Origin of the sequence: Paraburkholderia nodosa, from assembly GCF_001718195.1 — a bacterium.
Classification (GTDB): domain Bacteria; phylum Pseudomonadota; class Gammaproteobacteria; order Burkholderiales; family Burkholderiaceae; genus Paraburkholderia; species Paraburkholderia nodosa_A.
The window spans coordinates 80,597-93,571 of sequence record NZ_MCNV01000015.1; the positions used below are offsets into that span (position 1 = coordinate 80,597).

Genomic DNA, 12,975 nt, shown 5'->3' on the forward strand with positions numbered 1-12,975 from the left:
TCCTGCGCGCCGCGCGTTTGTCATTTCAGTCGGCACCTGGCCAGTCAGGCGGCAATCCACACCTGACCGTTTTCCACGCGCGCGGGAAACGCATTGACCGAATGCTGCGGCGCTTCGATGCACTCGCCAGTGGACAGATCGAAGTGATGCTTGTAGATGGGCGAGGCCACCACGACGCGCTCGCCAAAGCTGCCCACGAGCCCGCGGGAGAGCACGGCCGCGTGCGAGTTCGGATCGTAGTTGCCGATGGCGTACACGCGCGCGTCGCCGTCGTCGACATGAAACACGGCGACCTGCTCGCCTTTAACGAGCGCACACACGCCGGTGTTCGGCACGATGTCGTCGAGCGTGCAGACGGGAACCCAGTTGCCTTGACTATGTTCGTTGCTCATTTCGTACTCCTCGGTTCGATGAAAGGGAATCAGACGGCTTCGACGACGACGGGAATGCCGGACAGCGCCTCATGTCGCTCGTATCGCGGCGCCGCTTGCGGGACCTGCGTGCGCTCCTCGGGCGTAGCCGGACGAATCTGGCCGCGCTCTTCGATGAAGGTGACGTGCTGGTCGCCCGCATCGCTATTGACGAAGTGGCGAAAGCGGCGACGCGTTTCAGGATCGGTCACGGCCTTCTTCCATTCGCATTCGTAGGTGTCCACCACGAGCTGCATTTCCGCTTCGAGTTCGGCGCCGAGTCCCAGCTTGTCGTGCACGACCACGTCGATCAGATAGTCGAGGCCGCCTTCGAGGTTGTCGCGCCACACGCTCGTACGCTGCAGGCGGTCGGCCGTGCGCACGTAGAACATGAGGAAACGATCGACGTAGCGCACCAGGGTAGCCTGATCGAGATCGGCGGCGAGCAGTTCCGCATGGCGCGGCTTCATGCCGCCGTTGCCGCACACGTAGAGGTTCCAGCCCTTCTCGGTGGCGATGATGCCGACGTCCTTGCCTTGCGCCTCCGCGCATTCGCGCGTGCAGCCCGAGACGCCGAACTTGATCTTGTGCGGCGCGCGTAGACCCTTGTAGCGGTTCTCGAGTTCGATCGCGAAGCCCACCGAGTCGCCCACGCCGTAGCGGCACCACGTCGAGCCCACGCACGACTTCACGGTGCGCAGGGCCTTGCCGTATGCGTGCCCCGATTCGAAGCCGGCGGCGATCAGTTCTTCCCAGACGAAAGGCAACTGCTCGACGCGCGCACCAAAGAGGTCCACGCGCTGGCCGCCCGTGATCTTCGTGTACAGGCCGTACTTCTTCGCCACCTGACCCACGGCGATGAGGCCCTCCGGCGTGACCTCGCCGCCCGGCATGCGCGGCACCACCGAATACGTGCCGTCGCGCTGAATGTTGGCGAGGTAGTAGTCGTTCGAATCCTGCAGGCTCGCGTGCTCCTTCTTCAGCACGAATTCGTTCCAGCAGGACGCCAGAATCCCGGCCACGGCCGGCTTGCAGATATCGCAGCCCAGGCCTTTGCCATGCTTCGCGAGCAGTTCGCCGAAGGTCTTGATGCCTTCCACGCGCACGAGGTGATACAGCTCCTGGCGCGAATAGTGGAAGTGCTCGCAAAGGTGATTATTGACGGCGAGCCCCTGGCGCTTCATCTCCGACTTCATGATCTGCGTGACGAGCGGCACGCAGCCGCCGCACGACGTGCCAGCGTTGCACGCCCCCTTCACCGCGGCGATGGTCGTCGCGCCTTCCTGGACGGCCGCGCAGATTTGCGCCTTCGACACGTTGTTGCACGAGCAGATCTGTGCGGCGTCGGGCAGCGCTTCCACGCCGATCGCGGGCTTGGCCTTGCCGTCGGCCTGCGGCAGGATCATGAATTCGGGCGACTCGGGCAACTCGATGCCGTTGAGCATCATCTGCAGCAGCGTGCCGTATTCGCTCGCGTCGCCCACCATCACCGCGCCGAGCAGCTTCTTGCCGCAATCGGACACGACGATCTTCTTGTAGACCTGGCGGCGCTCGTCGGCGTAGCGGTAGGAACGGCTGCCGGGCGTCTTGCCGTGCGCGTCGCCGATGCTCGCCACGTCCACGCCCATCAGCTTGAGCTTGGTGCTCATGTCGGCGCCCGCGAAGCTCGATGCCTCGCCCGTCAGCGCCCTGGCGGCGATGCGCGCCATGTCGTAACCGGGGGCGACGAGGCCGAAGATCTGCCCCTGCCAGAGGGCACATTCGCCGATGGCGTAGATGTTCGCGTCGCTCGTACGGCACTGGTCGTCGATCACGATGCCGCCGCGCGCGCCGATTTCGAGGCCGCAGGCGCGGGCGATTTCGTCGCGCGGGCGAATGCCGGCCGAAAACACGATCATGTCGGCATCGAGGTGCGTGCCGTCGGCGAACTGCATGCGGTTGGCGGCCGTTGCGCCGTCCGCCGTTTTACCGTCCACGATCGCCAGCGTGTTCTTCTGCGTGTGCACGCTCACGCCGAGTTCTTCGATCTTGCCGCGCAGCATGCGGCCGCCGTCGTCGTCGACCTGCACCGCCATCAGGCGCGGCGCGAATTCCACCACGTGCGTCTCGAGGCCCAGGTCGCGCAGGGCCTTTGCGCATTCGAGACCGAGCAGACCGCCGCCCACCACTACACCCGACTTCGCGCTCGCGCCGCGCGCCTGCATCGCTTCGAGATCGTCAATGGTTCGGTAGACGAAGCAATCGGCGCGATCGTTGCCCGCAATGGGCGGCACGAACGCCGAGGAGCCGGTGGCCAGCACGAGCTTGTCATACGAAAGCGTCTCGCCGTTGGACACCTCGATGGTGTGCGCTTCGCGATCGATCGACACCGCCTTCGCGTTCAGCACGAGACGCACATTCTCGCGATCGAAGAAGCCGGGCGCTACGAGCGAGAGATCGCCCGCCGACTTGCCTGCGAAGAATTCGGAGAGGTGCACGCGGTCGTACGCGGGGCGCGGTTCCTCGCAGAGCACGGTCACGCGCGCGTTGGGCGCGCCGTCCGCAAGGATGCACTCGAGAAATTTGTGGCCCACCATGCCGTGGCCGACGACGACGATCTCCATCGCGGCCGAGCTGTTCACTTCGTTCGTTGCTTGCACCATGCTGAGCCCCTGCCAATAAAAAAGGCGTCCCGCGATTCCAGCTTGCGCGAAGCCAGATTCGGGGGACGCCGTTGTCCTGAATACGAAACCCTTGTGCGCCGCGCTACTGCTTGCGGCCGAATCCTCATTGATTCGCGTGGCACTTGCTGCGAAGCAATACGCAAGCACTGTGCCAATCTGCGCGCATTCCGTGCAAACGCCCCGTCCGGCGGAGTTCGGCGGCTGGTGAGCGGGGCGTCCGCCACAACGCCCGCGCGCGCATCGTGATGCAGGCCAGCACAAGATTGGTGCCCTGCAGCACATTGACTGTGCGCCCTGGGCGTGCAGGTTGCGGCGTCGTCGATTGTGGCCGGCGCCCACGGACGGGCGGCGCGAGCGCGCGTAAATTGGTCTGGAACTTGCGTGCGCCCGAGCGCCCGGCAACGTTGCCGGGCATGCAACCTGAGGCCGCGCTTCGCGCCTCGACTCGAACACACCGGACAATGGCGTCCCCTCGTCGCAAGCGGCGAGCGGACGCCATTTGTCTTATGGCGCTGCCCATGCGGTGCGCCAATACAAAGGAAGACGACGATGATGACGGGCAACGAAGGCAAGGTCACGCTGGTGAGCGCAGGTCCGGGCGATCTCGACCTGCTCACCCTGAAGGCGGCGAAGGTGCTCGCGAGCGCCGACGTCGTGCTGCTCGACGATCTCGTGAGTCCGGAAATCGTCACGCTCGCGCCGCAGGCCCGCGTGATCCGCGTGGGCAAGCGCGGCGGCTGCCGGTCCACGCCACAGGCCTTCATCGAGCGGCTGATGCAGCGCTACGCGCGCCGCGGCTTGCACGTAGTGCGGGTGAAAGGCGGCGACGCGCTGCTGTTCGGCCGCGCAGGGGAAGAACTCGCGGCGCTGCGCCGGGCGGGCGTGAGGGTGGAAATCGTGAACGGGGTGTCCTCGGCGTTCGCGGCAGCGGCGGGACTCCGCGTGTCGCTCACGCATCGCGATCATTGCCAGGGCGTGATCTTCGTGACTGCGCATCTGCGCGACCACAGCGAACCGGACTGGCAGGCGCTCGCCGCGACGGGCATGACGCTCGCCATCTATATGGGCATGAGCCGCATCGAGTCCCTGTGCGCAACGCTCGTGGGCGCGCTGCCCACAACGACGCCCGCCGCCGTCGTGCAGTGGGCGGGCAGCGCGAACGAGCGGCGCGTCACGGGCACGCTCGGCACGATCGCAGCGCATGCTCGTGCAGCAGGCCTCGGCAGCCCCGCCATCATCCTCGTCGGCAACGCGATTGGCGAGGCGGCTTCGTTCGCGATTTCGCCTGCGTCGTTCGGCGTGCATTCGCACGAATCGAGTATCGAAGAGCTGCGTCGACGCGCGTAAACGCGTTGGCGGCCCGTCGCTCACGCGCGGGCCGCATCCTGCTAACGACCCAGTTCTCAGTTGCTTGCGCTCGCCTGGGCGCCCTGCACGACGGCCTGGGCCATCGCCGGCTCCTGGGGCAGCGCCCATTCGAGCCAGCGTGCGCGATGCAGCACCACGAGTCCGAATGCGGCCGCCGCGATCAGGCCGAACGTCGCGAAGCCCATCTGGTAGCTGCCGGTGCTCTCCTTGGCAATGCCCATGATGACCGGCAGATAGAAGCCGCCGATTCCCCCCGCCGCGCCGATGATGCCCGACATCAGCCCGGTGCGGCCCTGCCAGCGGCGCGGGACGAGCTGGAACGTCGCGCCGTTGCCGAGACCGAAGCACACGTAGGTGAAGGCGAGCAGCGCAATGCCCGCGGCGAACGGCGGCATCCACAGCGCGAATGCGAAGTCGCACACCGAGATCGCGGCAAGCAGCACCACGAGTGCGCGCACGCCCGAAATGCGATCCGCGATCAGGCCGCCGAGCGGGCGCACCATCGCACCCGTCAGCGCGAGCAGCGACATCATCACGCCGGCTTCGAGCTTGGGCACCTGGTAGAGCGAAATCAGCAGCGTCGAGACATAGGACGACATGCCGACGAAGCCGCCGAACGTGATGCTGTACACGAGCATCACGACCCACGTGTCGCCTTCGGTCAGTACCGCGCGATAGTGGCGCGGCAACACGGCGATGGCGAGCAGCGCGCCGAGCACCGGCAGCAGCAGAACACCGGTCTTGCCCGCGCCGAACAAGCCTGCATGCACGGCAAGCACGAGCGCGATCAACCCGGCGAGCGTGATGCCGAACGAGCGCAACGCCTGCGGCGCGCTGCCGGACTTCTGGCCGAGATCGCGAGCCCAGAAGATCACTGCCGTCGCGGCGAGCGCGAGCAGCGGGAGCGCCGCGCCCGTGGCGCGCGCCCATCCATAGTGGCTCGCGAGGCCCGGGAAGAGGAAGCCGTCGAGCACGGCGCCAATATTGCCGGCCGCGGCGAGGCCGAGCACGAGGCCCTGCACCTTCGGCGGATAGTTGCTGCCCGCCATGGGCAGCGCCACGGCGAAGCTCGCGCCGCCCACGCCGAGCAGCACGCCGAGCACGAGCAGCAAGGTATAGGACGGCGTGCCCGGCATCATCAGCAGCACGGCGGCGGGGATGGCGGAAAGCGCGATGCCCATCAGCGCGACACGGCGGCCGTCGTAGGCCTGATAGAGATTGCCGAGCGTCACGCGCAGAATCGCCGCGCCGAGCACCGGCACGGCCACGAGCAGGCCCAGTTCGCCCGGCGTCATCGCAATGTCCTTCTGGATGAACGGCGCGAGCGGGCCGAACATCACCCACACCGTGAAGCCGGTGTCGAAGTACAGGAAGCACGCGACGAGCGCGCGCCAGTTACCGCTCTTGAGCGAACTTACCAGGTCTTTCACGAGGTTCTCCCCAATAGTGGATCTCAACCCGCCAGGCGGGCATGCATCCGTTGATTTCGCAATCCAGAATGTCTTTCGGGCGCGCTATTGTGCGTTTCGGGCTTGCCGACCACGCCCTGCACGAGCCTGTCCATTTCGCCTATTACGTGCGCGAGTTCCGCCGTGATCACCGCGAATTCGCGGCCGAACTGGCCGGCGCGAGCGGCAGCCACCCGTGCATTGAGCGCGACGATGTTCGCGCGCAGTGAAATGGCAGCGAGTTCGTCGACAATGCCGGCCTGGCGCTTCGCCGCGGCGGCTTCCACACTACGCAGTTCGTCCTGGTACGCCTGGGTCAGCGCTTGCAACAGTTCGAGCAGCGGCGTGGCGGCAGCGGTGAGTTCCGTCACGGCTGCCTCGCACCCGCTATCGGCCGCTGCGAATTGGACTGAGCGCTCGAGGCACGCGCACGCGTGGGCAGCGAGTTGCATGAACGCGCGTATACGCTCGTCGGCCTTGCGCGCGCCGAAGTAGAGTTCGCGCAACGCCGTCGAGAACACGCCGGGAAAATGATCGTCACCGTCTACTAGCCGCGTGTGCGAAGCCGCGAACGTGTCGAGGCAGTCGCGCGCGACGACGAGCGCGGCCGTGTCGCCGCGCAAGCCGAGCAGCGCATGCAGGACCACGCGCTGCGAGAGCATGCGCTGGCGCCCGGCCAGATTGATCAGTTCGCCGACGATTTCCGCAGAGATGTCAGGTATCGGTTCCCGCATGGTCATCTTTAGTTGTCCAAATCGCATCGCCAGGTGTTTGTCAGAACCACGGCGTTTGTGCGACGCGCATAAAAAAAGCGTCCCGAAGCGCACCCGCCACGCACGCTGTGCCGTGGAGTGCCGCTTCGGGACGCCGTTGCCCCGCACGATCGAATGATCCCGCGCACCGCGGGACGATGATGCAATTCATTGGAGCCGTCATTGGCTCCGGTAGCGACAAAGCAATAGGTATGCCACCCGCCCCACATGCAAACCGCGCGCCCCGCATAACGCCCGGCTGGCGCGGGTTTCACGGCCCACGCAGCGCGCGTAGCTCGCGAAACGGCGACCGACTGCGCGCCACCAATCGTGTGCTTCAGGTGACTGCTGCTGGTGCACTGCAACGAAGCCCCGCACCATCGCCGGGCACTATCTTGCCCTCCGGCGCTACCGCACTACTCTGTAAACATGGATGGGTGGGCCGCGCCAGCGCTCATGCGCAACGCCGGCCTGGGAGGTGCATCATGAAGGCAACCGCAATCGCCCTCACGCTCGCATGGGGCGCCGTCAGCCTTGGAGGGCTCGTTATCCCGTCTGCGGCGAGCGCCGCGAATCAAGCGACGATTGCTATCGTCTCCGGCACTTACGGCAGCAACTGCGGCGCGCCACACGGCAATGTCACGCGCGATCTCGCCGCGCACTGTGACGGTTTGCGAACCTGCAGCTATCCGGTGTCGATGGTCGCCGCGCAGTCAGACGGCTGTCGCAATGACTATCTCGCCGAGTGGCGCTGCGGCGGTCATGAATTCCACAACGCCGCACTGGCTCCCGGTGCGGGCGACGGCGATCGACTCATTCTCAGTTGCGAGCCTTCGAGTGGTCCGGGGCATTGAGGCCTGCAAACAAGAATCAGAATCAGAAACGCAACCCGCGCATGACGCCATTTTCAGCGCACTGCTAACCACTTTTTTCGCCGGTCCAAAGCGGGCCGCGCGTTCATTGTCCCTTTTCAGTGCGTGTAATAGACTCAATTCGACGACGCGCTCCGCACAACTCACAGGCGACTGCAAACATCGTAGAGTCGTGCTCCCTGTCACGGGGTCATGCCAGGAAGGAGCGCAACGTCGGCGGACAGTTTCTCGTACTACCTGGAATTCCGGCGGGCCTCGCCGGAACGCGATAGGAGCCTGGGCGCGTCTGGATTGCACGCCCGGTCAGCGAGGAGACACAAACGATGCTGCTGCCCACTAGATCAACGCCGAAGGCGCAGTCCCGGGATTTGCTCGATGTCCTGATTCGCGCCGCGCTCATTGCCGTCCTGGCGATGTTTTGCTTTCGCATCTTCGCCCCGTTCCTCGACCTCATGGTGTGGTCCGTGATTCTCGCGGTCACGCTCTATCCGCTGCAAACGAAGCTGCAGCGCAGCTTCCCTCACAAGGATGGACTCATCGCCACGCTCATCATTCTCCTGGCGTTCGCCGTGATCCTCGCACCCACCTGGCTGCTCGGTGTCGCCGTCGCCGATTCGATCGAACATGCCATGAGCGTCGCGAAGGGCGGCACGTTTCATATCCCGCCTCCCGCCGACTCGATCGCTCACTGGCCAATCGTCGGTCAGCGCGTATACGACTTCTGGATGCAGGCGTCGACCGACATCGCCGGTCTCGTGCAGCGGTTCGCGCCGCAACTGAAGGCGGCTGGCCTTGCGCTGCTCGGCACGATCACCGGGCTTGGCGCCGCGCTGCTGATTTTCTTCGTAGCCCTGATCGTTGCGGGCATTCTCATGGCCCACGGCGAGTCAGGCTATCGCAGTATGGTGCAGATCGCGTCGCGCGTTTCCGGCCCGGAAAACGGCCCGCAAATCGCCGACCTTTGCACTGCCACGATTCGCGCCGTCGCCCAGGGCGTGGTGGGCATCGCGTTCATCCAGATGGTGTTGATCGGCGTCGGCTTTATCGTGATGGGCATTCCCGGCGCAGGCCTGCTCGCGCTGGCCGTGCTGCTGATCGGCATCATGCAGCTGCCCGCCACCCTCATTACCGTGCCCGTCATTATCTTCGTGATCATGACGCAGGGCGTGAGCACGGCGACCATCGTCTTCGCCGTTTACGAGTTCGTCGCCGGTCTCGCCGACAATGTACTCAAGCCGCTGCTGCTTGGCCGCGGCGTGGCCGTGCCGATGCCCGTGGTGCTGATCGGCGCGATTGGCGGCATGGTCACGGGCGGCGTAGTCGGCCTTTTCATCGGCCCGGTGATGCTCGCCGTCGGCTATCAACTGTTCTGGCGCTGGGTGAAAGACCAGCCGCAAGCCGAGCACGCACGAGAAGAACAGCAGGCTTGAGCCGCGAGGCCGCCCTGTGATCCTCTGCGAGCGCCCTTACTGGCTCCCGCTCGGCGCCTGCTGCCTGAGCACGCTAATGGGCGCGTGCATGCGCGTGGGCCCCGATTTTCAGCCGCAACGCGAAAGCTGGAGCGAACACTGGAGCAGCGCGTCGATCGAGCAGGTCACGTCGATCGCGGCACAAGCCAACGCGCAACCCGACGCGCGGCAATGGTGGCGTGTATTCGGAGACGAAAATCTCGAACAGCTGATTGCCGCGGCCGACGCGAACAACGGCGACCTGAAGATCGCCGCCTTGCGCGTGATCGAGGCGCGCGCCCAACTCGGCATCGCGCTCGCAGGGCGTTACCCGCAGGTGCAGCAGGCCAACGCCGACGTGCTGGCCTCGGCGCGCAAACGCCACGACGGTTTCGACCCGCGTTCGGGTGCGTACTTTCAGTACGGTCTTGGCTTCAGCATCGGCTGGGAGCTGGACTTCTGGGGGCGCTTCAGCCGCGCGATCGAATCGGCCGATGCCTCGTTCTTCGCCGCCCGGGACAACCGCGAGGACGCGCTCGTGCTCGTTCACGCGCAGGTCGCGGACACCTATTTCACGCTGCGCACGACCGAAGCGCGCCTGCGCATTGCGCGCGAAAACGCGCAACTGCAAAAGCGCAGCTACGAGATCACGCAAAAGCTCTTCAAGAGCGGCGAAACCGACGAGCTCGATCTCGAGCAGGCGAAAACCCAGTATCTCGGCACGCTGAGCAGCGTTCCCGTGTTCGAAAGCCAGATCGCGGTGGCGCGTCACGCGCTTAGCGTGCTCCTCGGGCGCCCCCCCGGCCCGCTGCCGGAGCTCGACGTGCAGCCGGCCAAGGCAGGCTTCGTCCCGCTCGTCGACCGTGCGGTGCTGGAGGACGTGCCCGCGAAGCTGTTGCTGCGCCGGCCGGACGTACGCGCCGCGGAGCAGCAGATGGCCGCGCAATCTGCGTTGATCGGCGTGGCGAAGGCCGACCTGTATCCGTCCATTTCGCTCGTTGGCTCACTCGCCTGGAGCGCCAGTTCGCTTGCGGGCGCGCCGAGCACGCTTGGCGTGGCGGGCGGCCCGAGCATCACATGGAACCTGTTCGATCACGGCCTCATCACGAACAACGTGCGCGTGCAGGACGCCCGTCTGCAGCAATTGATCGTCGCGTATCAGGACACCGTGCGCGACGCGGCGCGCGAAGCCGACGACGCCGCAACGGCGCTGAACGCGGCGCTGCAGCGCGACACGATCCTGCACGACGCGCAAGGCGCGGCGCAGCGCTCGCTCACGCTCGCCAATACGATCTATCGCGAAGGGTACTCGGACTTCCAGCGCGTGCTCGACGCGCAGCGCGCACTCTCCGCGCAGCAAGACGCGTTCGTCGTCAATCGCGGCAACGCCGTGAGCAGCCTGATTGCGCTGTACAAGGCCGTGGACGGCGGCTGGGATCTCGATCAGCCGCTCATCGATCCCGCGACCCGCGCCCAGATGCAGCGACGCACGGACTGGGGCGACCTGCTCGACGAACCGGCGTCGCCCGCTGCCGCGCAGGGTGCCGGCAACCGACAGGGCGGTCCGACACGATGAGCAGCGCGTCCGAACCTTCGAACCCGCGCGAGACGCAGCCGGCTTCCGACCCCTCCGGCAAGGCGCTCAAGTGGATTGTCATCCTGATTGTCGTCAGCCTGATCTGGTATCTGCTTGCCGATCGCTTCACGCCTTATACGCAGCAGGCGCGCATCGCTGCCTACGTCGTGCCCGTTGCGGCAGAAGTGTCGGGACGCGTGACGCGCGTGCTCGTGCACAACAACCAGGAGGTCAACGCAGGCGACGTGCTGTTCGAAATCGACAGCGAGCAATACCGTATTGCCGCCGACCGCGCGCGCGCCGACCTCGAATCGACGCGGCGGCAAATCGGCGCGAGCACGGCAGGCGTCGAGTCGGCGCAAGCCTCATTGCGCGCGGCGCTCGCCAACGAGGTCAAGGCGCGCCAGGACAGCGACCGGCTCGAACGGCTGTACCGCGAAGACGAGGGCACGGTCTCGCTGCGGCGGCTCGAAGTGGCGCGCGCGACGCACGAGCAGGCGCAAAGTCAGGTCGAAGCGGCCCGGGCCGAAGTCGAACGCGCACGCGAACAGCAAGGCGGCAACGAAGCAGAGAACGCCCAGTTGCGCAGCGCGGCGGGCGCGCTCGAAAAGGCCGAACTCGATCTCGCCAACACGCGTATTCGCGCGCGCTCGGCCGGGGTCATCACCGACCTGCGCACGGAAGTCGGCCAGTTCGCGGCCGCGGGCAATCCGGTCATGACGCTGATCGCCATTCGCGATGTCTGGGTCAGCGCGGACATGACGGAGAACAATCTTGGCCGGCTCCATGCGGGCACGCCCGTCGCCATCGCGCTGGACGCGCTGCCGGGCGAAGTGTTCGCCGGACGCATCCGCAGCATCGGCTATGGCGTGAGCGTGGGACAGAGCACACCGCCCGGCACCTTGCCGACCGTGCAGAATAGCCGCGATTGGCTGCGGCCCGCGCAACGCTTTCCCGTGATCGTCGAGTTCGACAGTGACGAGCGCGCACGGCTGCGTAACGTTCGCGTGGGCGGGCAGGCCGAAGTGATGGCGTTTCCGAGCGCCGGCAACCCGCTCAATCCGCTCGGCCGCGTGTTCCTGCGCGCGATGAGCTGGCTCTCCTACGTCTACTGAGGGGCGCCCATGCAAACGAGCCCATCGCTTCCCGGCCGCCGCGCGCTACGCGTGGCCTCCGGCACGGCGCTCACGCTTGCCATCAGCTTCGCGCTCGACTTTCCGATTCCGGTGATCGCGCCGGTGCTCGCCGTCTTTCTGCTGGCGACGCAGAACCGGCCGCTTTCGCTCAAGGCGGCGCTCGCTCTCGCCGTAGTCGTTGCGCTCACGACGGGCAGCGGCGTGCTGCTCGTCCCCGTTCTGCGCTATTACGCGTTCGGGGGCGTGTTGCTCGTCGGCCTCTGTCTCTTCCTGGCGTTCCGCGCCGGCCTGCGTGGCGGCAACAATCTCGTGGCGACATTCCTCGCGGCAGGCCTCACGATGATCAGCGCGGCAGGCGTGGCCGACCAGCAACTCGCGGCCACAGTGGTCGGCGCGCTCGTAAAGGGACTGCTGCTCGCGGTGCTCGTCTCGGTCCTGAGTCACGCGCTCTTTCCCGAGCCCGGCGCCGCGGGTGCGGGCGCCAAACCCGCCGCGCGCGTCATGCCGCCGGACGCAGCGTCGCGCATCGCCCTGCAGGCCGCGCTCGTGGTCATGCCCGCCTGGCTGCTGGCGATGAACGACCCCGCGAGCTACATGCCGATCATCATGAAGTCCGTGAGCCTCGGCAGGCAAACCTGCACCACGTCGGCACGCAGCGCAGCGCGCGAACTGCTCGGCTCCACGGCGCTCGGCGGACTGCTCGCCGTCGCGTTCTGGTTTGCGCTCAGGCTCTTCGTGAATATCTGGATGTTCTATCTCTGGATGCTGCTGTTCGGTCTGCTCGTGGCGCGCAAGCTATATCGCATCCGCCCTACGCGTTACTCGTCCGGCTTCTGGCTGAACAGTCTCGTCACCATGATCATTCTGCTGGGTCAGTCGGTCGAGGACAGCGTGGCGGGCAAGGACGTGTACCGCGCATTTGCCGTGCGCATGGCGCTCTTTCTCGCCGTCACCGCTTACGCGTGTCTGATGCTGCAGATAGTCGAGCGTTTCGCACGGCGCGGCGCAACCGCACTCAAGAGGAATACGCCATGAACGATGCGTCAACGAGCGCGGACCATGCCCCGAACGCACGCGAAATTCTGCTGGAACCGGGGCGGCGCCTGCTTCTGGGCGGCCTGCTACTGCGCGGACTGGTCGGCGTGAAGGCGGCCTCACGCCATGCGCAATCGGGTGTGAGAAGGCTTTAAGCGAATTCGAGCAGGTGCAATCAGACCCAATCGGGCATCGGGACCCGGCAGGATCGAACATGACGAACACCACCGTCCGTTGGCTGCAACTGCGCATCGCGCTAGTGAAGAC

General features: G+C 66.1%; 11 protein-coding genes. 7 read left to right on the forward strand and 4 right to left on the reverse strand.

Features of this window, described 5'->3' with window-relative positions:
• Positions 1–44: 44 nt before the first annotated feature.
• Together nirD and nirB are read right to left on the reverse strand one after the other, a co-directional pair.
• The gene (nirD, locus tag BFD71_RS23880) at positions 45–392 is read right to left on the reverse strand and encodes a nitrite reductase small subunit NirD (RefSeq protein WP_069266789.1); all 348 of its coding nucleotides are present in this window, start codon (positions 390–392) and stop codon (positions 45–47) included.
• A 29-nt stretch (positions 393–421) separates the two neighbouring features.
• A complete protein-coding gene (gene nirB / locus BFD71_RS23885) occupies positions 422–3,013 on the reverse strand; it encodes a nitrite reductase large subunit NirB (protein WP_083245447.1) in 2,592 nt (863 codons plus the stop codon).
• Positions 3,014–3,625: 612 nt separating this feature from the next.
• Between nirB and cobA the strand changes: the two genes are divergently transcribed.
• Positions 3,626–4,420, forward strand: a complete 795-nt coding sequence (cobA, locus tag BFD71_RS23890) for a uroporphyrinogen-III C-methyltransferase (protein ID WP_069266889.1) — start codon at positions 3,626–3,628, stop codon at positions 4,418–4,420.
• Positions 4,421–4,476: 56 nt separating this feature from the next.
• On the opposite strand, the gene BFD71_RS23895 is transcribed toward cobA, so the two are convergent.
• A complete protein-coding gene (locus BFD71_RS23895; RefSeq protein WP_069266790.1) occupies positions 4,477–5,871 on the reverse strand; it encodes an MFS transporter in 1,395 nt (464 codons plus the stop codon).
• Positions 5,872–5,894: 23 nt separating this feature from the next.
• Positions 5,895–6,629 (reverse strand): type IV pili methyl-accepting chemotaxis transducer N-terminal domain-containing protein, encoded by a 735-nt coding sequence (locus BFD71_RS23900; protein ID WP_069266791.1) that lies wholly within the window; start codon positions 6,627–6,629, stop codon positions 5,895–5,897.
• Positions 6,630–7,126: 497 nt separating this feature from the next.
• Here BFD71_RS23900 and BFD71_RS23905 point away from each other — a divergent pair, with 497 nt between their 5' ends.
• From BFD71_RS23905 to BFD71_RS41540, 6 genes are all read left to right on the forward strand, one after another.
• Positions 7,127–7,495 (forward strand): hypothetical protein, encoded by a 369-nt coding sequence (locus tag BFD71_RS23905; RefSeq protein ID WP_256094897.1) that lies wholly within the window; start codon positions 7,127–7,129, stop codon positions 7,493–7,495.
• A gap of 341 nt (positions 7,496–7,836) precedes the next feature.
• Positions 7,837–8,943, forward strand: coding sequence for an AI-2E family transporter (locus tag BFD71_RS23910; protein ID WP_069266792.1), 1,107 nt, complete (start codon positions 7,837–7,839; stop codon positions 8,941–8,943).
• A gap of 76 nt (positions 8,944–9,019) precedes the next feature.
• Entirely contained in the window at positions 9,020–10,537 is a 1,518-nt protein-coding gene (locus BFD71_RS23915; RefSeq protein ID WP_069266793.1) for a TolC family protein, read from the forward strand.
• Positions 10,534–11,652 carry an HlyD family secretion protein gene (locus BFD71_RS23920; RefSeq protein ID WP_069266794.1) on the forward strand — a complete coding sequence of 373 codons (1,119 nt, stop codon included), beginning with the start codon at positions 10,534–10,536 and terminating at the stop codon, positions 11,650–11,652. Before BFD71_RS23915 ends, BFD71_RS23920 begins: the two co-directional genes overlap by 4 nt.
• Positions 11,653–11,661: 9 nt before the next feature.
• On the forward strand, positions 11,662–12,708 hold the full coding sequence (locus BFD71_RS23925; protein WP_069266795.1) for a DUF2955 domain-containing protein: 1,047 nt from the start codon (positions 11,662–11,664) through the stop codon (positions 12,706–12,708).
• Positions 12,705–12,863 (forward strand): hypothetical protein, encoded by a 159-nt coding sequence (locus BFD71_RS41540; protein ID WP_176732949.1) that lies wholly within the window; start codon positions 12,705–12,707, stop codon positions 12,861–12,863. Before BFD71_RS23925 ends, BFD71_RS41540 begins: the two co-directional genes overlap by 4 nt.
• Positions 12,864–12,975: the final 112 nt, after the last annotated feature.